Origin of the sequence: Desulfovibrio sp. OH1186_COT-070, assembly GCF_003860215.1 — a bacterium.
Lineage (GTDB): Bacteria > Desulfobacterota > Desulfovibrionia > Desulfovibrionales > Desulfovibrionaceae > Desulfovibrio.
In genome coordinates this window covers 80,614-104,470 of record NZ_RQYH01000003.1, presented here as the reverse complement: position 1 = coordinate 104,470, position 23,857 = coordinate 80,614, and the positions used below count along the sequence as shown (strand labels likewise).

General features: G+C 53.1%; 27 protein-coding genes. 4 read left to right on the top strand and 23 right to left on the bottom strand.

All coding sequences use genetic code 11. From position 1 onward, the window contains the following. Positions 1 to 149 precede the first annotated feature (149 nt). From EII23_RS01835 to traI, 3 genes are read left to right on the top strand one after another with little or no spacing between them, the layout of a single operon-like run. Complete coding sequence (locus EII23_RS01835) at positions 150 to 785, top strand: lytic transglycosylase domain-containing protein (protein WP_124791528.1); 636 nt, start codon at positions 150 to 152, stop codon at positions 783 to 785. Next, complete coding sequence (locus tag EII23_RS13605) at positions 679 to 939, top strand: plasmid mobilization protein (RefSeq protein WP_124791609.1); 261 nt, start codon at positions 679 to 681, stop codon at positions 937 to 939. The genes EII23_RS01835 and EII23_RS13605 overlap by 107 nt, the downstream gene beginning before the upstream one ends. After that, positions 936 to 2,627 (top strand): TraI/MobA(P) family conjugative relaxase, encoded by a 1,692-nt coding sequence (gene traI, locus EII23_RS01825; protein ID WP_124791526.1) that lies wholly within the window; start codon positions 936 to 938, stop codon positions 2,625 to 2,627. Before EII23_RS13605 ends, traI begins: the two co-directional genes overlap by 4 nt. Here traI and EII23_RS13600 read toward each other — a convergent pair whose 3' ends face one another. Next, complete coding sequence (locus EII23_RS13600) at positions 2,628 to 2,870, bottom strand: helix-turn-helix domain-containing protein (RefSeq protein ID WP_124791607.1); 243 nt, start codon at positions 2,868 to 2,870, stop codon at positions 2,628 to 2,630. A 31-nt stretch (positions 2,871 to 2,901) separates the two neighbouring features. Between EII23_RS13600 and EII23_RS01815 the strand changes: the two genes are divergently transcribed. Continuing rightward, on the top strand, positions 2,902 to 3,942 hold the full coding sequence (locus tag EII23_RS01815) for an IS481 family transposase (RefSeq protein ID WP_072312028.1): 1,041 nt from the start codon (positions 2,902 to 2,904) through the stop codon (positions 3,940 to 3,942). Between the two features lie 279 nt (positions 3,943 to 4,221). Here EII23_RS01815 and EII23_RS01810 read toward each other — a convergent pair whose 3' ends face one another. From EII23_RS01810 to trbJ, 22 genes are all read right to left on the bottom strand, one after another. Further along, entirely contained in the window at positions 4,222 to 4,416 is a 195-nt protein-coding gene (locus EII23_RS01810) for a hypothetical protein (RefSeq protein ID WP_124791524.1), read from the bottom strand. A gap of 300 nt (positions 4,417 to 4,716) precedes the next feature. Then, positions 4,717 to 4,947 (bottom strand): ATP-binding protein, encoded by a 231-nt coding sequence (locus tag EII23_RS01805; protein ID WP_124791522.1) that lies wholly within the window; start codon positions 4,945 to 4,947, stop codon positions 4,717 to 4,719. Between the two features lie 27 nt (positions 4,948 to 4,974). Further along, positions 4,975 to 5,682, bottom strand: a complete 708-nt coding sequence (locus EII23_RS01800) for a cytochrome c biogenesis CcdA family protein (protein WP_124791520.1) — start codon at positions 5,680 to 5,682, stop codon at positions 4,975 to 4,977. A 2-nt stretch (positions 5,683 to 5,684) separates the two neighbouring features. Beyond that, the gene (locus EII23_RS01795; RefSeq protein WP_124791518.1) at positions 5,685 to 6,044 is read right to left on the bottom strand and encodes a co-chaperone YbbN; all 360 of its coding nucleotides are present in this window, start codon (positions 6,042 to 6,044) and stop codon (positions 5,685 to 5,687) included. 62 nt (positions 6,045 to 6,106) lie between these two features. Next, positions 6,107 to 7,159 carry an ACR3 family arsenite efflux transporter gene (gene arsB, locus EII23_RS01790; RefSeq protein WP_124791516.1) on the bottom strand — a complete coding sequence of 351 codons (1,053 nt, stop codon included), beginning with the start codon at positions 7,157 to 7,159 and terminating at the stop codon, positions 6,107 to 6,109. Positions 7,160 to 7,171: 12 nt separating this feature from the next. Continuing rightward, the gene (locus EII23_RS01785) at positions 7,172 to 7,465 is read right to left on the bottom strand and encodes a thioredoxin family protein (RefSeq protein ID WP_124791514.1); all 294 of its coding nucleotides are present in this window, start codon (positions 7,463 to 7,465) and stop codon (positions 7,172 to 7,174) included. Positions 7,466 to 7,496: 31 nt separating this feature from the next. After that, a complete protein-coding gene (locus EII23_RS01780; protein WP_124791512.1) occupies positions 7,497 to 8,642 on the bottom strand; it encodes a permease in 1,146 nt (381 codons plus the stop codon). Positions 8,643 to 8,727: 85 nt separating this feature from the next. Then, on the bottom strand, positions 8,728 to 9,093 hold the full coding sequence (locus tag EII23_RS01775) for a helix-turn-helix transcriptional regulator (RefSeq protein ID WP_124791510.1): 366 nt from the start codon (positions 9,091 to 9,093) through the stop codon (positions 8,728 to 8,730). 61 nt (positions 9,094 to 9,154) lie between these two features. After that, entirely contained in the window at positions 9,155 to 9,616 is a 462-nt protein-coding gene (locus tag EII23_RS01770) for a rhodanese-like domain-containing protein (RefSeq protein ID WP_124791508.1), read from the bottom strand. Between the two features lie 72 nt (positions 9,617 to 9,688). After that, on the bottom strand, positions 9,689 to 10,426 hold the full coding sequence (locus EII23_RS01765; RefSeq protein ID WP_124791506.1) for a rhodanese-like domain-containing protein: 738 nt from the start codon (positions 10,424 to 10,426) through the stop codon (positions 9,689 to 9,691). A 36-nt stretch (positions 10,427 to 10,462) separates the two neighbouring features. Next, positions 10,463 to 11,014: a disulfide bond formation protein B gene (locus EII23_RS01760; RefSeq protein WP_260424556.1), complete on the bottom strand. Its 552-nt coding sequence runs from the start codon at positions 11,012 to 11,014 to the stop codon at positions 10,463 to 10,465. A gap of 539 nt (positions 11,015 to 11,553) precedes the next feature. Beyond that, positions 11,554 to 13,371: a type I DNA topoisomerase gene (gene topA, locus EII23_RS01755; RefSeq protein ID WP_124791502.1), complete on the bottom strand. Its 1,818-nt coding sequence runs from the start codon at positions 13,369 to 13,371 to the stop codon at positions 11,554 to 11,556. Between the two features lie 63 nt (positions 13,372 to 13,434). Then, a complete protein-coding gene (locus tag EII23_RS01750; protein ID WP_124791500.1) occupies positions 13,435 to 15,684 on the bottom strand; it encodes a zincin-like metallopeptidase domain-containing protein in 2,250 nt (749 codons plus the stop codon). Beyond that, positions 15,668 to 15,880, bottom strand: coding sequence for a hypothetical protein (locus tag EII23_RS01745; RefSeq protein WP_124791498.1), 213 nt, complete (start codon positions 15,878 to 15,880; stop codon positions 15,668 to 15,670). The genes EII23_RS01750 and EII23_RS01745 overlap by 17 nt, the downstream gene beginning before the upstream one ends. Before the next feature lie 2 nt (positions 15,881 to 15,882). Beyond that, complete coding sequence (gene traF / locus EII23_RS01740) at positions 15,883 to 16,389, bottom strand: conjugative transfer signal peptidase TraF (protein WP_260424550.1); 507 nt, start codon at positions 16,387 to 16,389, stop codon at positions 15,883 to 15,885. Continuing rightward, on the bottom strand, positions 16,367 to 18,400 hold the full coding sequence (locus EII23_RS01735) for a type IV secretory system conjugative DNA transfer family protein (protein ID WP_124791495.1): 2,034 nt from the start codon (positions 18,398 to 18,400) through the stop codon (positions 16,367 to 16,369). The genes traF and EII23_RS01735 overlap by 23 nt, the downstream gene beginning before the upstream one ends. A 64-nt stretch (positions 18,401 to 18,464) precedes the next feature. Further along, complete coding sequence (locus EII23_RS01730) at positions 18,465 to 19,685, bottom strand: TrbI/VirB10 family protein (RefSeq protein ID WP_260424549.1); 1,221 nt, start codon at positions 19,683 to 19,685, stop codon at positions 18,465 to 18,467. A gap of 9 nt (positions 19,686 to 19,694) precedes the next feature. Next, on the bottom strand, positions 19,695 to 20,225 hold the full coding sequence (locus EII23_RS01725) for a hypothetical protein (RefSeq protein WP_124791493.1): 531 nt from the start codon (positions 20,223 to 20,225) through the stop codon (positions 19,695 to 19,697). After that, on the bottom strand, positions 20,225 to 21,157 hold the full coding sequence (trbG, locus tag EII23_RS01720; protein WP_124791491.1) for a P-type conjugative transfer protein TrbG: 933 nt from the start codon (positions 21,155 to 21,157) through the stop codon (positions 20,225 to 20,227). The genes EII23_RS01725 and trbG overlap by 1 nt, the downstream gene beginning before the upstream one ends. Positions 21,158 to 21,165: 8 nt before the next feature. Continuing rightward, positions 21,166 to 21,888, bottom strand: a complete 723-nt coding sequence (locus EII23_RS01715) for a type IV secretion system protein (RefSeq protein ID WP_124791489.1) — start codon at positions 21,886 to 21,888, stop codon at positions 21,166 to 21,168. Positions 21,889 to 21,903: 15 nt separating this feature from the next. Further along, entirely contained in the window at positions 21,904 to 23,037 is a 1,134-nt protein-coding gene (gene trbL / locus EII23_RS01710) for a P-type conjugative transfer protein TrbL (protein ID WP_124791487.1), read from the bottom strand. An 8-nt stretch (positions 23,038 to 23,045) separates the two neighbouring features. Continuing rightward, positions 23,046 to 23,846: a P-type conjugative transfer protein TrbJ gene (trbJ, locus tag EII23_RS01705; RefSeq protein ID WP_124791485.1), complete on the bottom strand. Its 801-nt coding sequence runs from the start codon at positions 23,844 to 23,846 to the stop codon at positions 23,046 to 23,048. Between the last annotated feature and the right edge of the window lie 11 nt (positions 23,847 to 23,857).

Sequence of the window (23,857 nt, the reverse complement as noted above, 5' to 3'; positions counted from 1 at the left end):
ATATTCCCCCGTGTGCTACTGTGTCTCGGATTAAGAGGACAGGACAAGCGAGGTGGGTACACTTTTCAAGTCTACCCCCTCCCATCCTGCCCTGCGGGGCTGCTTATTCGCGGTTCCGCTCAACGCCAAAACAGAGAGGCAATTACCCCATGAAAAAGGCACTCATTCTGGCCGTTCTGCTTTGTTTTCCTATGTCCGCACTCGCAGCGGAACCAGGGCCGCCCGCGCAACTGGTGAAAGCCGTGGCCCGGCAGGAATCCGGGCTGAATCCCTTGGCGGTCAATATCGCCGGAAAATCATACTACCCGACCACGCGAAAAGAAGCGGAACGGCTGATCCGGGAAGCCCTGGCAGCCGGGAAGTCGTTTGATGTGGGAAAGATGCAGATAAACAACTGGTGGATGAAGCGTTTTTCCATCAGCCCCTTTTCCCTACTCGACCCCGATGTGAACGAAGCATGGGGAAAGCGGATACTGGCCGAGGAAATAGCCCGGAACGGCCTGAACTGGAAAGCTGTGGGCAAATACCATTCCCCCGACCCGGAACGCGGCAGACAGTATGCGTGGCTCGTTTATCGTCACTACGCGGGCCAAAGAGCCTCTAAAATTAAGGAGGTTCCCCGTGCCGTCCAAGAAACTAATACTAAGAACATATTTGACTCCAGAGGAATACGCGCAGATCAGGGCATCGGCCAGCAAAGCGGGCCTGTCCCTTTCCACGTTCAGCAAAAGGGTGTGCCTTGGGTTTTCCGTCCCAAGTCTGGAGCATCAGGAAGCGCGGATTGAATTGCGCCGACTCAAAGGCGATCTGGGCAGACTTGGCGGACTGGTGAAACAAGCATTGGCAAATGGAGCGGACAGGCAAACAGTTCATCGGCTTTTGCGTGAACTGGACACCCGGCAGCGGGAACTCCAACTGGCGATAGCACTCATACGATGATCAGCAAAAAAGTGGGCATCAGCCAGAAAAACGACAATTACGCCCGTCTTGCCGAGTACATTGCCGATGTCGGGCATGAAGGCGAAAAGAGCCTCTTGCATTGGTGCGCCGGATGCCTTGGGGGTGATGATTACCGGGAGGGCATTGCCGAGGCTATGGACGTTCAGGCCATGAACACCCGCACCAAACAGAGCAAGACCTACCACCTTGTTATCAGCTTCCGCCCGGATGACGAAGCAAAGCTAACGCCGGAAGTGTTCAAGGCCATTGAGGAACGCTTTGCCGCCGCCTTGGGATACGCCGAGCATCAGCGGCATTGCGGCGTTCACAAAAATACGGCCAATCTCCATATGCACATTGCCTACAACACGATCCATCCGGAGAAACATACTCGCCATAAAGAGTTTCGGGACTATTGGATACGCGACAGCGTTTGCCGGACGCTTGAGCAGGAATATGGTCTTGTGCTTGATAATGGCCGGGCCAAGGATAAGCAGAACTCTTTAGGCGAAAAAACCGCTCTTATCGAAGCCCATACAGGTCAGCAATCCTTTGAATCATATGCCAAGGCCCATAGAGATAAAATCGTGCCTGTACTGGCAGCGGCATCGGACTGGCAAACGCTCCATGAGGGACTAGCCCTCTACGGCATGGAGATAAAACCCCACGGCAGCGGCTTGATCGTAGCGGATCGTCATAATCAACGGCACACGGTGAAGGCCAGCGCGGTAGATAGAGGGCTATCATTGAAAAAGCTAGTTGAAAAATTGGGGCCGTATATTCCGGCGCAGGATTTGGAAAAGGTAACGGAGCAAAGCCGCTATCAACATGCTCCATTGCACCGTTCTCCAGAGCGGGGAACCTTGTTTGCGGAATACCGTGAGGGTATAGAAAAACGAAAAAATAGCCTGGTTACGGTCAAGGAACAGGAAGACGCGGTACTTGCTGCAATCAAGGAGAAATGGGCCGCCAAGCGCAGGGAGTTGGAGCGGCTGAACATAGCCAAGAAGAACCGCCGCAATCTGCTACAATTGGCCCGGAAGCGTGAAGCCGAAGAAACGGCCAGAGTCAAGCTGCCGTTTCAATCTCCCCGTGAGGCCATACGCGGAGAAATTCCTTTCACTACATGGAATGGGTTCCTGCAATATAAGGCTGATCAGGGCAATGAAACGGCTTTAGCCATTCTGCGCTCCAAACGGGAAGCAGCGGAGCCGGAGCGGGAACCACAAACCGCCAAGGCAAAAGACTGGTCACAGCACGGTAAAGAGCAGCTTGCAACGAACCGTACGGAAATCCGTGCCGAATACGCGGCCAGGGAGGTTGCCGCCCTGGAGAAGGAAAACGTGAGCGTCCAGGGGAAAAAGCAGCTTTTGGCGGTATTACGCATGGAGCAACTTGCAGCCGTGGAAGGAAACACGGGTGAAGTCGCACAGATACACGGTTTTTCGGCAACTGTAGATCGCAAGGGGGTCGTTGTCTTTACATTGCCCGGTGGAGGCAGGGTTTTGGACAGCGGGAAGGAATTATTCTTTTCGGGCAACAATGACGCTGCCCGTCATGCTGCCGTGCAGTACGCACAGAAAAAATGGGGGAAAAGTCTGCGTGTAGAGGGGAATAAAATTGTGCGGCTGGAAAAAAAGCTGGAGAAAGAGCAAGTCCGAAATCAGCAACAGGGTATGGAGCGGTAGCTATTTTGTGGCAATTCTGTCTGCCATCTCGTTCACCAGATCGCCAGGACGGATGCCGAGGGCAGTCGCCAGTTTCAACACCATTTGTAAATTTGGCAGCTTTTTGCCTGTTTCAAGCCTATGTATGAAGGAATGTGCTACGCCTACCCGCTCGCCTAACTTGAAGTAGTCGCGATTTGATCTGACAGTTGTCCCTTGAAAAGCGAGGGGAACTCCGTTTTGATGGAAGTGTAAACGTACCATCAACCGGGCACAGCGCCCACGGAGTTTCCCCATGGAAAGTTTCAATCAAAACGTCATCAAACACAAGACCGGACTTCTCAACCTTGCTGCCGAACTCGGCAATGTCTCCAGAGCCTGCCGCATCATGGGCTTTTCCAGAGATACCTTCTACCGGTATCAAACAGCACGAGACGCCGGAGGCGTTGAAGCGCTGTTTGAGGTCAGCCGCAAAAAGCCCAACCTGAAAAATCGCGTGGAAGAGGCCACGGAGCTGGCGGTGTTGGATTTTGCGATAGCCTTCCCTGCTCATGGGCAAGTGCGGGCCAGCAACGAACTGCGCAAAACCGGCGTATTTGTGTCGCCGTCAGGGGTGCGTTCCATCTGGTTGCGCCATGACCTGGCCTCAATGAAGCAGCGCCTGAACGCCCTGGAGAAGAAGTCCGCTGAAGAGGGCATTGTGCTCACCGAAGCCCAGGTACAAGCTCTGGAGCGTAAAAAACACGACGATGAGGCTTGCGGCGAAATAGAAAGCCATCATCCCGGATATCTCGGCAGTCAGGACACATTTTACGTCGGCACCATCAAGGGCGTCGGCCGTATTTATCAGCAAACCTTTGTGGATACCTACTCTAAGTGGGCGGCTGCCAAGCTCTACACTACCAAAACACCCATCACCGGAGCCGACCTGCTCAATGACCGGGTTTTGCCATTCTTCACTTCAATGGAAATGGGCATTATCCGCATGCTGACGGACAGGGGCACAGAGTACTGCGGCAGACTGGAAACGCATGACTACCAGCTTTATCTGGGCATAAACAACATAGAACACACCAAGGCCAAGGCGCGGCATCCGCAGACAAACGGCATCTGCGAACGTTTCCACAAGACCATCCTGCACGAGTTTTACCAGGTTGCCTTCCGGCGGAAACTGTATAACTCTCTGGAGGAACTGCAGGCCGATCTGGATGTCTGGATGGAACATTACAACATCGAAAGGACACATCAAGGGAAAAAGTGTTGCGGCAGAACGCCATTGCAAACACTCCTTGACGGAAAACAGATCTGGAAGGAAAAGGTCGGACAACTCAACTAACCTGACAATCGGAACCATCAAAACGGAACCGACTGTCAGATCAAGTCTGAACTACTACACCTAACTGCTCCAGGGTTAGTTCTCTTTGTAGGCGATATTTGCGGAGGACAACTCCGAATGCGTCTGAATGGTTTTTGTCCTTTTCCATTCTGGCAACATACCGGAGAGCAGAGCATTTGTTTTGACCCTATAGGGTCAAATTTAATCCTATAGGTGCAATAGACGTGCATGTGTGCCCACTCCTATGGGCACAAAGGTTAAAGGGGTTGAGGGTAAAATCTATTTGCGCTTGAGCAGCGCCAGAAAAGTTCGTATGGATTCCTGCACGGCCATTGCAGCAAGAGGGAGGGCTTTTGCATATTCGTCTTTATATTTACGCCTTTGTGCTTCGCAAGTCGGGAAAAGTGCATCAAGCAGTTCTGCACTCAACTTTTCAAAGTCCTCCAACAAATAATTTTCATTGCCTTTACTCATACCATAACCCCTTTTGGAGTTTTCTGCACACCGCTACAATGCCGCTGCATATAAAAAAACCGCTTGCAATAATACAAAGCGGTTATTTGAACGCCACAAGCGAGAAACAGCCTGTCTATTTCTCAAAATACAACGCACAAAGGCATCAAAAACATACAAAGTGCAGTATGCTGATGTTGAATGCCTTGCTGTGCGCAGCAGCTTAGGCGACGTTATGTCTAGCAATTTTATTTAAAAGAATTTCCGCTTCCGATACGCTCCTGTTGACTAAAAAAGCGGGAAGACGCTAATGCATAAAAATCATATGGAGCAGCAAGTTGACGGAGCTTGGCCAACATCGCCAAAATAGCCCAAAGCTCCAGAAGGACATAGCTTCTGACAACCTCGGCAGTTAGTAATACAGCCGTCCGGGTAAATGACCGTTGGCTGCACCAGTTTTTTGTCGAAAACTCCGTTTTTACACTTTTCAATACAAGCTCCGCACTCCGTGCAGAGGCCTGCATCAATGACCGGATACCATTCCTTGGACATGTGACGCCTCCTTGTGTACTTGGTCCATCAAGAGCCAGTTATTGCCGAAATAATGAAATACACGCCAATAAGCATAACCAGCCCACCCGCGATTCTGCGCCCCCAAACCGTTGCAGTCTGCATTCCTTTACCCGCCAGCACCCTTTGTGCGAGAGCAGCGGAGCTGCCAGCAACTACTATCGGCAAGCAATGGCCCAAGGCGAAAAAGAGTATGAGGGAAAGCCCCTTCGCGACTTCCTCCTGCACGGTGATGATTGCCAGAATGGGTGCTATGAATCCGAATGTGCATGCACCTGAAAGAACGCCATAGGCAAGGCCAAGAAAAAGCGCCCCACCGTAGCCACGCATTTTCAAGTTGCCGAGACTGCCGGAGGGGAGCTTGCAAGCCTTGATACCCATAAGATTCAGGCCAAGCCAGATAAACAACCCGCCTATGGGAATACCCCACAAGGGTGAAATATCCCCAAGCATCCTGCCGAGCATGGAGCAGATCATGCCTACCAGAGCAATAGACACGAACAGGCCAGTGCTGAACAGCAGCGCATAGCCAGCCGCTTGCCTACCTTGCACAAGTGTTCCCTGCCCGGCCACATAGCCGACCATGAGCGGAATTGAAGCCAGGTGGCAAGGGCTGAACAAAACACTTACCAACCCCCACAGAAAGCAACCGGCAACGGCAAGCCCGAACCCGCCCATCATCCATTCATTAATGGTCAATAGAAACTGATCGAACATGCCTATTCCGCCAAGAGTTCATCAAGTGCAGCACGAATGGATTTTTCATCAAGAAAACCTTGATGCCGTCCAACTTCTTCGCCCTTTTTGTTGTAGAAAATTTGCGTGGGAATGGCGCTTATTCCGTATTTTTTGCCTTCCTCCGGTGATTGCCACACATCAATAAAAACCACGTCAGCCTTGCCACGATATTCCGCTTCCAGCTTTTCCAATATCGGAGCCATCATTTTGCAGGGGATGCAGGATTTTGCGCCGAGATCAATCATCGTTACGGTATTCGGCCTTGGCAAAGCGTTCGCCGCAAAAGCGGTTCCAGTAAAAACGAGCAGGAGCAGTAGCAAAGGTAGCAAGACTCTTTTCATATTTTTTCTCCAAATTGGGCAAAATTGAAGGCGGCTCCACGCTCATGCGAAGCCGCCATTAGTTAGGCAGTTGCTGGAAACCAGCGTTTTTTCAACCAGAGAGCCACGTTCACAAGCCCGATAAGCACCGGCACTTCTACTAAAGGCCCGATAACCGCTACAAACGCCTCGCCGGAGTTCAGGCCAAATACGGCAATAGCAACAGCTATGGCGAGTTCAAAGTTGTTGGAAGCGGCGGTAAAAGCCAGCGTCACCGACTGCTCGTAGTTTGCCCCAATGCGCTTTGCGATGAAGAACGAAATCAGGAACATGACCACGAAGTAAATCAGCAACGGCAGCGCAATCCGCAGCACGTCAAAGGGGAGCTGCACAATGTAATCGCCCTTGAGCGAGAACATTACAACGATGGTGAAAAGCAAGGCTCGCAGCGTCCACGGGCTGATTTTGGGGATGAATACCTTTTCGTACCAATCCAATCCCTTAACCTTGAGGCCATAAATACGCGAGGCCACGCCCGCTATAAAAGGAATGCCAAGGTATATGAACACGCTCTCGGCAATCTGTCTCATGCTTATCTCAACCACTGCTCCTGACAGGCCGAGCCAGCCCGGAAGCACGGTAATGAACACATAGGCGTAAACCGAAAAGAACAGCACTTGAAAAATGGAGTTGAAGGCCACCAGACCAGCGGCATATTCCCTGTCGCCCCCGGCAAGGTCGTTCCAGACAATGACCATAGCAATGCAGCGGGCAAGGCCGATCAAGATAAGGCCGACCATGTAGCTGTTATTCCCCGAAAGGAATGTAATCGCCAACAGGAACATCAGCACCGGCCCGATAATCCAGTTCTGCATGAGCGAGAGGAACAGGACTTTTTTATTGCGAAAAACCTGCCCCAACTGCTCGTATTTCACCTTTGCCAAGGGCGGGTACATCATCAGTATCAGCCCTATGGCAATGGGTATGTTGGTAGTCCCGACCTGAAAAAAGTTTATGACGTTTTTCACTCCGGGCGTGGCCCAACCCAAACCGACCCCGATTGCCATAGCTAGGAAAATCCACAGCGTCAGATATCGGTCAAGAAAAGAGAGTTTTTTCAGCGTTGATGCGCTCATGGGCCTTCCTTATCAGCACTTGCCGCCGCAGCAGCAGCCGCCAGCGGATGCGGCAGTGGGAGCTGAACCGGCAGCGCCGTCAATCCATGCCGCTATTTCTTCCTTGGAAGGAACTTTGCCGGTGGACTTCACAACGCCGTCAATAGCCACAGCCGGAGTAGACATAACACCAGCAGCCATCATTTCTTTGAGGTCGGACACCTTCTGAACCGTAATATTCCCGCCCTTGGCGGCAGCGACTTCCTTAACCAGATTTTCCGTTTCCGTGCATTTGGCGCAGCCGGGGCCGAATACTTTGATTTCCATTGCTTTTCTCCAGTTTTGTTATGAGTTGTTGTTACACAATGTATGGGCCAAGGATGTTAAACAGCCAGCCAACCAGGGTAAAAATTATCCACAAGTAACCGATGAACGCCGCTTGCAGCTTGATGGTCATAATCTGCCGGAGCATCATTACTTCCGGTATGCTGGCGGCAACTGCACTCATGCAAAAGGCCATTGTCGTGCCTATGGGCAGACCTTTAACCAGTAAACTTTCCATAATCGGTACGATGCCGGTCACGTTGGAATAGAGGGGGATAGCCACAAACACGGAGGCGGGAACCGTCCACCATTCGCCAGCACCGAGATTTTCCGCAAACCAGTTATCCGGCACAAAACCATGCAGGGCCGCGCCGATGCCCACGCCGATGATCACCCATTTCCAGACGCGCTTGAAAATGGAAAGCATTTCACCGTAGGCAAAGGTATGCCGTTGGCGCACCGTCAGCTTTTGAATCTCGCCCGCTTCGTTGACATACTGATGCGCCGGGGCGTTCTCCATGGCTTCACGAATAAAAGGCTGGAGCCATCGGTCAGCCTTGAGTCCGTCCATGACAAAGCCACCGATAATACCCGCCGACATACCAACCACGACATAAAGAACCGTGAATTTCCAACCAAGCAGTCCCCACAGTAAAACCACTGCAATTTCATTGATAAGCGGAGAAGTAATGAGAAAAGACATGGTGATGCCTATGGGAATACGGGCCGTTGTAAAACCAAGAAACAACGGAATGCTTGAGCAGGAACAAAATGGCGTGACCGCGCCGAATGTTGCGCCGAGGAAGTAGCCGAGGCCGCGCCGTTTACCGGCAAGATAATCGCGCACCCGTTCCACATTCAGAGAAGCGCGTATCCATGCGATACCGTAAATGAGCGCTACCAATAGCAGCAGGATTTTCACCGTGTCATAGATGAAAAATTCCAGCGACAAGCCAAGATGTGAATCCGGTGCTACCCCAAACAGACCGAAGACCAGCCAGTTGGAAGCGGGCAGGATATAGCTGTACGCCAGCCACCAGAGCGCGGCCAGTACCACGATAATAAGGAAGTAACGAGTATTCCATGCGCTGCTGGAATTGTTGTCCGCCGATTCTGGAGCCTTAACCGGGGAAGCACAGCAACAGCTTGCGCCGGGTAGGTCTTGTTTATCTGCGCCCATGGCCATTTCCTTCATTTCTGTTAATTGGTTAACACTAGTTGAATTGTTGATATATTAAGTAAAAAAAAGAGCATCCAGAATATTTTTAATCACTACAAGAGGGCTTATCCGGCAGTATGCCTGGCTCAACATGGCTGGCATTGCGGTATCTTTGGCACTGCTCCGGGTCATTGGCACAACATTCGTCCGTCAGATACGCCACAATGTCCAGCATCAAAGGAATACTAGCCTTGTAGCGCATAAACCGGCCCTCTCTCTCCACATCCACCAATCCGCTTTGCACAATGGCTTTCAGGTGGAATGAAAGATTGGTCGAGGGTATGTCAAGGTGCTTGGCGATGTCGCCAGCAACAAGACCGTCAGGCGCGTTTTTTACCAACAACCTGAACAGATCAAGGCGCACATCCGAAGACAAAGCCTCAAATATTTTACTAGCCTCTTTCGTTTCCATAGATTAATAATTCAACACAATTTGAAGTAAGTCAAGGGGCAATTCCGGCTCTTCAGCAAAACTATTTCCGCTTCAAGGCTTCATAGACAGCCTTGGCATTGTCACCGCGTAGTAAATCCATAAGTCCGCGCATCCCATCGGTCAGGTATTTGGCGTTGTACCCTTGAGTAACAAGATACACCCTGGCCAGGTTAGCCCTATCGTTGTGGGGACAAGCGGTTACGATTATTTTATCCTTGGGCAATTCTTTCAACCGGGAAGGCAACTCGGCCAAGGGGATTTTCTTGGCAAAATCAAATCCCCACAACGCCTGTTCTTCTTTGAAGCGAATGTCTACAAGCACAGCCTTGTCTTCAATAAGCCATTGGATCACATCCCGGCTCGTTGCTTTCATGTCCATTCGTTCTTCGTAATCAAACGAGGACAAATATTTTCCCAATACGTCAGCAGCTTGCGCTTGTGGTGGCAAGCAGAGTGTTATTAAGCCCACCGCCACAAATAATACCTGATATGTTTTTTTCATCGTAAGTCCCTTTGGATGTTGCCGCTGTATGTCTCCCCCGACAAAGCCGGGGGAGGGGCCGTTTCATCGTTATTATTGCCCTGAAACAACCTTATTCCCGGCCTGCATCCACCCGGAAAGGCCTTCTCTTGCCGCTATCACATGGGAAAATTTATACTTTTGCATGAGGTTGACGGCTTCTGGAGTCCAGCGTCCGCCCATGCAATACACAAGGTAGGTTTTCTCCTTGTCGAGTTGTTGCACTTTGGACTCAAAATCCGGGTTTCTTGCGGCCAACGATACGGCTCCTTCAATATGTGCTTTAACGTAAGCTGGTTCCGGGCTTACATCCAGAATAACAAACTTTGGGTTGTTCTTATTGTCAGCAATGAGTTTCATTACTTGTTGAGTATCAACCTGGTACGGGCCTGATGCGATAACTTTTCCGCCAGCTTCCATCCATCCCGCCTTGCCTTCGCTGGAAGAATACAGATTGGTAAAGTTGTTTTTTGTCATTACCGCCACGGCTTTGGGCGTCCAATTCATTTTGTGGCAGTAAACAAGATACGTTTTGCTTTTATCCAGATTTTGCAAACTCGCTTCAAAATTGGGGTCATTGGCAGGAAGCGAAATTGCTCCTTCCAGATGGCTACTTGCGAATGCCGCCGGAGGACTAACATCCAAAATAATGAAGTCGGGATTACCGATATTTTCTTGGACGATTGTTCGCATTTTCTTTGTGTCCACATCGAGGACTTCCGCAAAGGCTACGCTGTGCAGGGCCAACGACAAAAGCATCGTTACAACAAAAAGCCTTTTGAAATACCGCATTCCTTATCTTCCTTTCAAAGTTACGAGGTTACAGAATTATTTTTTCTTTGGATCAGGGCAACATTCATCTTCAAGAGATTTGATGGCATCTGGAGAAACCTCAAAATACTCGGTTGCCGCCGGACAAACATCAAGACCGCACTGGTTGAGCGTAGCGACAGAAAACGTCAGAGTTGTTGCCATCGCGATGCCGAAAAGCCCCTTGATAAAGATCGGCTTAATCTTGATTTCATTTTCTCTCTCGCCAATGCCAATAATGAGGATGATGGCGGAAGCCAAAATGGAACACGCAAAGACCAGCAACGCCCAAGTGTAAGTATGCATACCGAAGACGGTAGGCCCAAAGCCGGGATTGCCGGGCATGATGTACGATAAAATCTGGCGAATGGAGACAGTCGAGCCAAATAAAGCGAAAAGGATGATCAGCCCGTAGTTGAGTGTGCTTTGGCCGAATCGCAAATTAATGAGCAGGACGGCCATAATAAAAAACATGGTCATTCGCTGCCATGTGCATAGTCGGCACGGCTCCTCTCCGATAAAAAACTGGATGTATAGCGACCCCAAAAGGACGCCGAGTAATACTAGCACCCAAAGAACATTTCCGAGCGGTACAAGGCGAGACAACTTCACGGTAACACCCTAGAAAGAAAGATTTAGTTTAAAATTAATGTTTGAAATGTACCACATGGCCACAAAAGGAAGAATGGATACCAACACAATGGTAGCCACTTTCTTGTAACCTTTCAGGGCCAAACCCATTGAGCTGAAAATGCCAAAGAAAAAAAGAGCGTCCACATATCCTCCGAATTGATATTTTGATTGTTCAAAACTAGTTCGATTCTTGACGTAAGCAATCACCATGCCAGAACAGATCAACAAACGGGGATATGGCTTGTTTTATAAATAATATGATTGTAGGCGAAGCAGAAATTCGACATTCGCGGCAATGACTGTGCAGTTTTTTGCACACAGATACACACCTGTGCAAAAACAATCTGCACAGATGTGTGGGTAGTTTTCACCCATTACTCTATATGGATGGATATTTTTTATACAAGACATGATAAAGACGCCTAAGTTTACAAAACCTAGGCGTCTTATTTAAACGTAAAACCTAGCGTGAAGCCTTATGCTGCCGATGACTCCTTGCACTCCGGCCAGCCAGAGCAGCCCCAAAAATCATAGCCGCCCTTACCGTCTTTTCCAGGCTTTTTCACCCGATGCACCATAGGTTTGCCGCATTTTTCGCAGACCTTGCCCGTGGTCTTGGCGAACTCCTGCACTTCCCTGGAAAGCTGGTCATGGGCCGAAGCTATGACAGCGCCGTATTCCGCCTTCCCTTCCGCAATATCGTCAAGGGATTGCTCCATTGTGCGGGTGAAGTCATACTCAATGAAGGAGAAATGCCCGCAGAGGCCGGAAACAATCTTTTCTCCGAGCGGTGTAGGCACAAGGAAGCGTTTTTCCGTGGTGACATATTTCCGGCTGGAAATGGTGTCTATGATCGCCGCATAGGTGGACGGACGGCCAATGCCGCGTTTTTCCAGTTCGCGGATAAGGCTGGCTTCTGTGAATCTGGCGGCTGGCTTGGTCTTTTTCGTTGTGACGGCTCCTGTCAGCGCCGTAGCTTTTGTGCCGGGCTTCATGGCCGGAACGGGGTTCAAAGGCTCTTTCTCGCCTTCTTCTGCTCCTTCATCCGGGCCATTTTCCTGATCGGCCAGAACTTTCCAGCCTTGCGAAAGCAGAGTACGGCCCTTTGCCTCAAATAGTGCCTGTTTCCCGTCCATTTCCGCGCCGAGCTGGAGCGTCCGAACCGCATAAACCGCATCTTCCAACTGGCAAGCCAGGGAACGCATCCGAATAAGGCGATACAAGGCTTTTTCGTCTGCCGTTTCCCCGGCGTCCTCAATTTCAACGTGAGTCGGTCTAATGGCCTCATGTGCTTCTTGCGCCCCCTCTTTGGATTTCCATGTGCGGGGCGTTTCCACCAGCGGCCAGCCCTTTGTTTCGCAATACGCCCGGATAGCGTGTACCGCTTCTTGCGAGAGATTGGGGCTGTCCGTTCTCATGTAGGTAATCGCGCCTTGCTCATAAAGCCGTTGCGCCAGTTGCATTGTCTGCTTTGGATTGAATTTCAGTGACGAACTGGCGGCTTGCTGCAAGGTGGAAGTCGTGAAGGGAGCCGGAGGCGCGGTACGGCTCTCGGATTCCTTGCAATCCAACACGTCCAGCGCCCGCAGCGCAGCCGCTTTTTCAGCAAGAGATTTATCCAGCAAATATTCCTGCCCGGCAGCGGAATCTGGCAACCAGGGCTTGACCAGAAGCGCAGCTTTCCAGCCGTCAGTGATGTTGTCCACATTTTCAAAGGTCAGTTCCGCGCCGTAGTGCGTTGTGCTGGAGAAGGCTTTGATTTCCTTTTCCCGATCTACCACCAGACGGACAGCCGGGCTTTGCACCCGGCCAGCGGAAAGTTTTTCACCTGTGGCATTGGAGAGCGGCCCGGAAACCATATAGCCGCAAAAGCGATCCAGAACTCGGCGCCCTTCCTGTGCCGCCACCAAAGCCATATCAATGGAGCGCGGAGCGGAGAGCGCGGCGCGTATGGCCGCTTCCGTGATTTCCGTATAGGTGACGCGCTTGGCGTTCTTGAGTTTCAAGGCGTCTTGCAGATGCCACGCAATAGCTTCCCCCTCTCTATCGGGGTCAGTGGCAAGGAAAACCTCTTCCGCGTTTTTCACCATCCCGGCCAGCCGAGATAGAACATCTTTCCCCCTGTCCGTGGGAATATACTGCGGTTTGAAGTCGGGAGCGGCCACGCCCATTTCCTTGACGGGCAGATCGCGCACATGGCCGACAGAGGCAGCGACCTTCCAGCCGGGGCCGAGGATTTCCTGTACCTTTTTTACTTTACCGGGGGATTCCAGAATCAAGAGTTTCGCGCACATGACTTTTCCTTAAAGGGCCGTCAGGCGGCGCGAGATTGGGGCGCATGGCCCGCAGAAATACAATTAAAGGCTCATGCCTCTTTCCAAACCTTGAGAGCGTGATTTCTCCCGCTCAACCTCCTTTTTCAGAACAAGGCCCACTTGCCGTTTCACTTCGTCAAGGCCACGGGACTGGTGCAGATCGTTAAAATCCGTCAGCCCTTTGGCCCGTTCTTCATCGGTGAAGATCGGAGTCACCACCTTACCGCCTACTTCCTGGGCGGCTCTTTGCGCCAGTTCCACCCCTTTGTTCCAGTGTTCAACACCATCCGGGGTTTTGCGGGTGTGTTGGTGGTCATTGTCGGCGCAGATGGTAATGGCGGCGTTGGGGAATTTTTCCCGCAGCTTTTTGGCTACTGGCTCCAGATTGCCAGCGTCAAAGGCCACGGCTACAGGTTTTTCCGTTGCCATATGCAGGGTTGCGCCCGTGGCGTAGCCTTCGGCCAGGATTATTTCCCCTTGAGCCAAGTCTTTGGAAAGGTCTTTGTCGGGTTCGGCAATCAGATGGAAATTACCGTTTTTCTCCATTCCGTACATGAAACGCTTTTCACCTTCCGGGGAAATGGTTTGCAGACCGCGCAATTCCTTGTCTACCGTCATAACGGGAACAAGCAGAGTGCCGTCCACATCCTCACGCACCCCGAAAGGCTGAACACCCTTGGCCTGCAAATAGGGGTTATCGGCAGAGGCCCAATCGTGGGCGATCCATTCTGTATGTGCTTCTCGCGCTGTCTTTTGTTGCTGCTCCAGAATTAACCGCTGCCGTTCTTCCCGCTTTCGGGCTATCTCGGCGCGTTGGACTTCCAACTGCTCTTTGGTCAGGGTATGGCCTGTGGCAACCCAAGTCGTTTTTTCGCCGGCACTGAAATTCTGCATCCAGCCGGCAGGACGTTCATCGAGATAGCCGCAGTATGCGCCGTCAAGGTCGCCGCCGTTTCTGCCAATGAGCGGAACGCGGTGTATCTGTCCATCCATGATTGGAGCTTTGCCACGCAGATCCAGCCCGGCTTGTTCCAGGGCGTTGGCAAATTCTTCCTGTGGCGGCATGGACGGTTCCGGCACAGGGGCTTTTTCCGGCAGCCATGCTGCCAATGGCGTGAGGTCGGTTCCTTCCGGCGCGTACCAGAGCTTGTTTTCTTTGTCCCACTTCGCACCGAACTTCTTTGCCTGTTCCTTTTCCTTGTACGGAACGGCGAGGAAGGTTTTTTCCTTGGCCAGAGTTGCGGTATGTTCAGCGGGAACACCCATAGCGGCAATTCCCTCTTCTTTTTCAAGGGATTTTTCGCGCTGATTTACCTTTTCCGGCTGCACAACCTGTTCCGGGGCTTCCTGCCGGAGTTCTTTTTTCCGTTCCATGTCAAAGACGTAATCCTTGATTTTTTCCGCATCCCGGCAAGCCCGTACAATCTCGTAGGGGTCTTCTTTCAGAACTTGAATCCACGACTGCACATAGGCGGCATGTTGGCCGGGATCGTGGCCGATGCCGATTTCCTGTCCGAGCATCCATGACGCGATTTCCGCTCGTAACTCTTCCCGCGCATATTTTTCTGACCCAAAGGGGCCAAATTCGCGGTTCAGGCGGTTTTCATCACCCGTCCAGTGGCCGAGTTCATGCAGTGCCGTGGCGTAGTATTTATCCGGCGCGTCAAAGTTTTCCTTGGGCGGCAGATGAATGGCGTCTTCCATGCGGCGGTAGAAAGCCCGGTTACTCTGATCGTGCTTTATGGCCGCGCCGGAGGCCGCAAGGATGTTTTCCGCCTTTTCTATCGGTTCCCACTCATAGGCTTTATCCGTGAGTTGGAGCGGAGGAATACCGTCAACCTGTTCAGCGTTGAAGACGTGGGCGAAACGGACAATGGGTTTGTCCAGTTCCACTTTTTCTTTTTCCGGCTTGCCGTCCGCATCGAGGACGGGCTTGCCGTCATTATCCAGCTTGTTTTTTTCGTCCGTGAACTGGAAATAGACCACGGGCGTGGCCTTGCTGCCGGGCAAAATGCTGTAGCCGTTGTCATTGGCCTGTTTCAGAGTCATCCAGCGCGGATCGTCATAGCCGGAAAGCGCCAGATGCACCCGGTTCATGCCCCGGTACACCGTGCCGGAGGCGGGGTTGTGGGGAGCCAGAGTCGTTTGCCCAGGAGTCCAGGGAATTTGCCAGGGGGCCGTGCCTTCTTGAAGGCGCTCAATGATTTTGCTGGCAAACTCTTCATGGAACGGGGGCCGTTTCGCCTTTTCAGCCTTCTTGCTGGCCTTTTTGGTATCAGTTGTTGCCGACATACATCACCTCGCCGGAGTTGGTAACGGTTAAAAGGCCATCTTCCACAACATCGGCCAACGTAATGGCCTCTTCTTCAAATGCGCCCATGTAGTCCGCCACATCAGGATCGAGCGAAACGCCTATTACCAGGAGATTTCCTTCAATCTGCTGCGCGATAGCCTTTGCCGCAGCGTGTAAATATTCCTTGTTTTGCATAGTCAATTTCCTTTGGGGTTAAAGAGAAAAACGGGTTTCACCCTCTGGAGGGAATCCAGCGGAACAAACCCGAAATAACGGCTGTCAAAACTGCCGGGGTGATCAGCCAGCACCAGGGCCATGCCGGGCGGAACGACACCCGGAACCAGAGCAGGAGTCATGGAACGCCCGTGGCTGTCCACGGCACAGATCGGGTGCGAATATGGATCAACAGAGTCACCGGGCAACCCGGCCAGACGCTTGAGCAGGGGCCGCAGCCCGGAGGGGCAGGAACCAGGCTCCAGATAGCCGCGCTCCAAAGCCAGTTCCGCGAACTCGCCTTCCAGACAAAAACTCACCAGCTCGTTTTTCTCCGGAGCGCCGGAAACAATACGGTAGATGCCTTTTGGCAAAGACGGTGTTGGATTGAAGCGAAGGCCCGCGCTAAAGGCCAGGGCGAGAGCCAGAGCTAGCCAGATCACGGCGAACAGCGTCCGCCGCGCCAATCTACGCAACGAAATACTGTTCACTGGAAACCTCTTTCTGTTCAGGGGGAGCGGCGGCGGGAACCGGCGTTGCGGCATACCACGCCGCAGGGCGCGGATCATAAATGGAATCCGTTATGCCGCTTTGGTATTGGGGAGTCAGGCCGGGAACCGGGATTTTGGCGCGGGCCGAGAAAACCGGATCGAAGAAATAGAGGATTTGCCGACCGTAGATAGGCGATTGCCCGGCTGTGAAAATCAGCATATCGCCGGGCTTTATCACCTTGCCTTGCGAATCCTTCTCCGGCCCGGGGAGCCTCATGCACTCGTCAGGCGTGAGCAGCGGGCGGGCCGTTTCCGTCACGTTGACCGAGGCATTTTTCATATGCCCGGTTCTGGAGCCGGAGAGAGAAACCTTTTCTTCCACGACAGTGGTTTTCCCGGTCATGTCGGAAAGGGTTTTAGCCGTTTCAATGGTGTTCGGCGCGTAGGCAATGCGAACATGGCAGTTTGCCATGAGCGCGTTATCCTTGCCGTACACGGCGTTGAGTTGGGTAATGTCCTGAACGATGATGTAGACCTTGCCGCCGTACCCGGCGATATAGGCCAACGCCTTTTCCATAATCGGGAGCTTGCCCAGGCTGGTGAACTCGTCCAGCAGGAGCAGAAGACGGTGTTTGTATCCGGCTTTGCTGGAGCCGTCGGCAAATTCCATCTTGGCGCAGATGCGCCGCACAATCATATCCACCATGAGCCGGAGCAAGGGCCGCATCCGGTCAATGTCAGCCGGGGAAATCACCAGATACAGATTCACGGGCTTTTCATGGTTCATCAGGTCATGGATGCGGAAGTCACAAGAAGCGGTGTTCAGGGCCACCACAGGATCGCGGTAAAGCGCGAGATTGGTCAAAGCCGTGGAAACAACACCGCTGGCCTCGTTTTCGGCTTTGTTCAGCATTTCTCTGGCGGAACTGGCGATAAAGGTGTGGGCCTTGTCACCGCCTACACCTTCAGGGAACATTTCCTTCAGGAGATTTTCATGCGGTGTTTCCACCATTTCCTTGAATAAGTCCTGAATGGTGCGGCTTTCATCGGCCAACATGCAGGAGAGGTCATAGAGGGTTGCCGTCCGCTTTTGAGCGTGGCGGGTCATAACGCAGCAATGCAAGATAGCCCCGCCGAGCATGGCGAAAGCCGCTTTGCTCCAGTGGTCTTCAAGCCCCTTGCCGTTGGGATCGACCAGCATTGCGGCCATATTCTGAACATCCGGTATCCCCATCATGGTGTCGATGCGGAGTTCTTCCAGGGGATTGAAACGGGCCGAAGCGCCGGAAGGGTCAGAGGGATCGAAACGCAAAACAACCTGATCTTGCGACTTGCGCCACCCGGCAGTTAAGGCCCAGTTTTCGCCTTTAATATCAAGGACGATGCTGGAACCTTCCCAGGCCAGGAGAGTGGGTAAAATCAGGCCCACCCCCTTGCCGGAGCGGGTAGGCGCAAAGACCATGATATGTTCCGGGCCGTTGTGCCGGAGGTAGTGTTGCACCTCTTCCGGCTTTCCCCGAAAAGCGCGGAGTATGGACGAAAAACCAGCGTATTTTTTGAGCCAGCCGCCCACATAGACGCCCTTGCCTTCAAAGTAGCCCATCGTGCGGATTTCTTTCTCTTCCGCCCACCGCGCCGAGCCGTGCAGATTGGCGTTGGAACGCAGTTTTTTTTGGAAGCAGAGCCAAAATCCGATAATAAGAAATTGCGGGAGCAGGAAAAGAGCCTGGCTGTGAGTAATGGCCTGATCAATAAAACCGTAGGTATCGCTTGCCCCGAACCGCTCTTGCCAGACAAAGGCCGACCAGGGAGCATACCAGGGAAGGCCGAAGGCTATTCCCCACGGCTGGCCGAGCGCGGCCTGATAATCGAAAAACGCCGCAATGCGCTGTGTAGCCAGAACCATGCTGCCAAAACCGAGCAGCAGCATGAACGGCAGATAGAGCCAGCGCAGCGGCGTTTTTTGCGGGGATTTCTCCCCCAAACCGTATTGAACTTTTTTCGCGCACATGACGTTCTCTTGTGGAGGCCGTCAGGCGGCGCAAAGCCGGGGCGCATGGCCCGCAGAAGGAAAACTACCGCTGCGGGCGGTAGGGACGTTCAAAAACTAAATCTTTGGTCACAATGACGTTGAACTGGTAGCCGGGCCGGATTTCCAGCGTGGGCTTGATGTTCAGGTTCTTTTGCAGAAGTTGGAGCGTGGCCTGTCCGAGTTGCGCGGCCAGGGCGGAACCCATTTCATTCTGGAGCGTGGGATTATCGCTATCACCGCCGCTATCCAGTGAATCCATCGTGTAGGCCATGCCGCCGCTGATCATGCTCATGAGAATGGCCGAGCCGAAAATACGGAAGTAGTGATTGTCCACTTTGTCAGTGTATCCGGCGTAGCCGCTTTGGTCAGAACCGGGCATGGCTCCAAGGGTGACAGCCGAGCCGTCAGGGAAAACAACACGGTTCCAGGCCACCAAAACCCGTTCCTGTCCGTAGATTACGCGGGAATCATAAACGCCGAAGAGTTTTGCCCCTTGCGGCAGCAACAAGTGGTTTCCCGTGGCCGTGTCAAAGACGTTTTGGGAAACCTGGGCAATGATGTTGCCGGGCAGTTCGGAATTGATGCCTGTCACCATAATACCGGGAATCACCGCGCCCGTTTTGACTTCATACTTTTGCCCGGCTGTGCGTGAGTGCGGCAGAATCCAGCTTGTATCTTTCCCGGCCCGGTCAAAGAACGCCTCTTTATCCTTGTCAGCAGCCGGGTCATAACCGTTTTCCCGCAATGCGGAAGTATCGGGCATGGACATGGAAGGTCTGTCAGGCGCGGAGCCGGAGCCGGGGTACGAAGCCGGAGCCGTGCTTGACTGGCTGGCCTTTTGAACGCCGAGCGGCGCGGAAAGCGCGGTCAGTTGGGCTTGCGCCTTCATGCGCCGGAGGTTTTCCAATTCCTGACGGTAATTGTCTGATTGGCTTTTATCGGATTGCACCACGATCAGCGGTTCCCGCTTCGCGCCGTCCTGCGCGGGAGCATCCGGTACAACCAAAGCGGGCGATCCGGCTGGCGGGGCCAGGGCGAGGCCGCGCCCTTCGCCCATGAGCAGCGGCTTTTCTTCCTCTTTAATATCGACTTTCGGCGTCCCGGCCTGTTCCTCTTCCTGATTATGGGCAAAGTTCACGCTGTAAACCAGAATACCGAGCAGAAACAGCCCGACCAGCAGCACGGCATAGAGCGGCCATTTGCTCATGCGGGCGGCATTGACCTTTTTTGTCGGCTCCAGACTGTTAGGGGTGGTATCAGACATGATTTCCCCCTATTCCATGAGGAAACTACGGGGAGTATCATAGGCTTTCCCCGCCGTTTCCTTTGTTTTGTCCGCAGCCTTTTGCAACATGGAACGCTTGAACTCTATTTCCGTGCGGCTTTGCCCGGCTTCCGGCTGGCCGCTGGCGGTGTAAGCCCGCGCAATGGATTTTCCCTGTTCCGCTGTGTCCGAAATGCGGAGTTGCAGATACCATGCGCTTTTTTCGTCCATTGCATCCAGGGTGTAGGCGATAGCCAGGGCATCAGGCCGCGCATCGGGAATCAGCGTAAAACCCTTTGTCCGCAAACCGTTTTCAAAGGCTTGCACAAAGTTATTGCCCACGTCCTTGGCCGGGACAAGGTGAACGGAGGTATGCCCAGGAGGATACAAAGTAGAGAGGCAGTCCACGGCATCGGCGGCGATAGCAGTAACGGCGCTCTCTTCCGGCAGCGGCCCGCAGTAAGAGCCGACAGGCCCACGCCCCGCACAGCCAGAAGCCAGCAACACCATGAGTAACAGCGGAAAAATAAAGATACGCATTACTTTTCCCCCCTTATGACTTCGACTTTTTCTTGATCGCCGTCCACGCCGACAATGAGCGCGATCCGCTCAAACAGCCCGTCAACAACCATTGCCGCGTCTTTCACCCGGTAATTCACCAGTACGTCACGGCTCCCCTTGCGGACGAGCAGCACGGGCATTTCCCCGGACGCGGTTTTCTCCGGCAGCCGGATAAAGGTTTGCCGCCCATCATCATAGACGCGCTCCGGCTTCCAGGCGGCTTTGCCCTTCACTTCGTAGTTGAAATTCAGTTTGGATAAATCGGCTTGCTGGCCGTCAATGGTGGTGGAGTTCCATTCCTGTTCCTTGGCGGCTTTGGCTTGCCGGGCCGCGCTTTGGCGGTTCAGCGAATCCGCGTAAAGAAAACCGACATAGGGCGTGTAGCCTTTGCGTTGGGAAACAAGGCGCAGATGATAAACACGGCGGTTTGTGGTGATAACCGTGGAGCTTTCAAGCCCGGCGTCCACTGGCTTGATAAACAAATGTACTCTGGCGTCAGGGCCGGAACCAGCCGAGCCGGATTCCACCATCCAGCGGGCCGAGTCGCCCACAACGATTTCATTGACCACCTCTCCAGCTTCAAGCTCCACATCGGAAACTTGCATGGGTGTTGCCACAATCGTGGGCAAACTCGCCCCGTGGACGTAAACGACCTTGCCGCCACCGGACAAAACCGGATCAATGTTTTGCCGCGCCCAATCATTCGACAGGCTGAGAGCCTTTTTCTCCTTTGGCGTGAGCGGCACGACCTTGGGGCTGATATAGTCGATCTCCGGGGTAGCCCCGCCGTTATTTTGGGAGCCGCCGATGCCATCAATGGCCGGAGGATAACCGGGGGGAATGTCCTGGGCCGCAAACGCATTTCCGGCGCACAGCGCCAGGGCGAGAGTCAGAAATAGTATCTTTTTCATGGCGAACCTCATTGTTCTTTCTGAATGGGAGTGTTTTGCGCTCCAACGACCTTTCCGGCCGACAGCGCCGTGATGTAGACGCCGCCCGGATTGCGAAGCAGAACGGCGTCCGCCGTGGGCGGGTTGATCTGGATTGTCACCGTAGCTTCATAGGTGTGCGAATCCAGCATGACACCCGCATGACTGCGGACGGTTTCAACCCATTCCACCCGGTAGGAATCGGAGCTGACAGGCAGCGGCAGACCTTTGATTTCCACATGCACCAGCTTTCCGGTTTTGGCGATCTCATAGGGATTATTGGCCTCATACCATTGGCGCAAAACGCCCTTGGCGCTTCCGGCCATGAAGAAGGAAAGCCGCTCGATCATTTTTTGCTGAAGTTCCACGTCCGCCGTGACCGTGCGCCAATCACTGATGCACTTGGCAATTTCGGCCTGAATCAGCCGTTTCGGGGTTGCGCTGGCTCGATCCGCCCGTGCCACAGCCCCCATGTTGCCGAGCTTGTCTACCTCGATGATGTAGGGAATGGTTTTGACTTGGCTGGCCTGTATGACGTTGCCGGAGATAGAAACCACCGTGATAATCAGACAGATAAACGCCGCCATGCGCCATTGCGCCGCCCGGCTGATATAGGAGCCGTAGCGTTCAAGCCATTCCTCTCGCCCGTTCAGGTAGGGGCTTCCCCCTTTTTCCGCTACGGGCGGTTTTGCTTTGGATTTGAAAAAAGACATAGATACCGCCATAGGTTAAGAGTTTTCGCCGTTGTTCTTTTTATCGTTGCCCATGCGGGCGCGTTCCAGACGTTCCTGCATTTCAGAGCGGGTACGGGTACTAAGGGCTTTTTCCCCTGAACTCTTAGCGTCCTGCCGCGCCCCCCACATAGCTTTCGCCATGCCAGCCGCTTTGCCGAGGCCGCTTGCCCCGTCCATACCCGCCAGTTTCGATGCATCTTTCACGTTCTGAACGGTGTTGCTTCCGGCGACCATTGCGCCGATGGCCGCGCCGCCCACGGCGGCGGCAGAAGCAGTGAGCGCCGCGCCGCTGGAAACGTGGGAACCGTTGATAATGCCCGCGCATACATCCGGCAGGGATTTGACCAAGGCGAGAAGCACCACGGACGCGCCAATGACCACAAAAATATCCTGCAATTCCGCCGTGGACGTGGAAAAGCCTTCAATAAAGGCAATGCCCACCCCAAGAACGAGCTGCATGACAAAGAGTTTGAAGGCCACGGCCAGAACGTAGCGAATGGCGTTGACGGCATAATCTTTCAGGAAGGCGCTACCGCCGAAGGCAACCAGAATTATCGCCGCCGCCATTGCAATCATGGCTTCGCATTTGATGAACACCACTTGCGCGGAAATCAGCGCAAAGCAGACAATGATCACCAGGGCGGCAATAAGCAGAGCAATGGAATTGCCCGGCGACCAGATAGAGAGTTTGTCCAGAACCAGTTTGACGAGCTGCATCCCGGTCAAAAATGGAGATTCCGAAGAGTAGCCGCCCGGCGTGAGTTCTCTGCCGATTGCACCAAGGCCGTTAATCAGGTTCCAGGCCCATTCCTGATAGTAGTTGATAACGGCCATGAAAAACCCGGCCATGAGCAGGAGCATGACGAACTGTTTCAGAATATCGCCAAGCTGATCACGGTTGAGCGCGGCTTTGATACCCAGGAAGCAGACTTCCAGAATAACCAGCCAGCGGAACACGGTTAGCGCATATCGCTTTAAAGTCGGTTCCCAGGTGCTTGTTTTGGTATAAAACTCATGCACCAGCCGGGACACGAAATCTTCATCAGCCGCATACGCCTGTTCCGGCAGGAGCAGGAGCGCCAGCGCCGGGAGGCAGAGCGCGGCCAGAAGCAGAAAATGCTTTTTCATGGCCGCTCCTAAAAGGGATCGGCCTTGGCCTTCGCCTTGCCGATTCGGTCAGTTTTCAAGGTGTTTCGCCATGCCTCTTCCGACATTTGGCTTTCTTTTTCCGCTTTCATCTGGCTGGCCAAGTTCGACTGCACCTGTGTGGCCATGAGTTCGCGGAGCTGCCGGGCTTCCTGCACCTGGAGGGCGGAAAGCTGGTTTCCGGCCATAATCGCCTTTTGCTGGCCGTCAGGTGTGGAAAGCAGCTCGTCAAGGTATTGATCGAAGCGCCCGGCGTCTTTTTGCAGTTCTTCAAGCTGCTGGCCGGAAAGCTGGAAAGTGGCCTGGGAAGCCTGATCAACCGTTTCGGCCCATTTATCCCACTGTTCCCTGTATCTAGCATTTGCCGCCTCTACCTGTTCAGGAGTGGAAGCAGCCAAGCCGCCGAGGAAGTTCAGTTCAGGAAATAAAGAATTGAAAACTTCCCCAAGGGCCACAATGTCACCACGTTGGGTTTTCAGTTTGCTGGTGAGGATGGAAAGTCTGGTCAGGCTTCCTTTGACTTCATTGATCAGGTTCGCCGGAAGCTGCATGGTGTTCTGCACCATGTTGGCGTACTGCTCGATATTTTGCTGCACCATGCGGATTTGCTGTGCGGTTTGCTGAATATTTTCGTGGTACTGACCAATGACGTTCTGCAACTGCTCCATGCTGGTAATCCGATCAAGCAGTTGCACCAAATTCGTGCTGCAATTCGTGCATGTAACCGTCAGCGCATGGGCGGGTGTGGCAAACATCACCAGCACGGCGAGGCTCAAAAGGTACTTTTTCATAAGAACTCCCA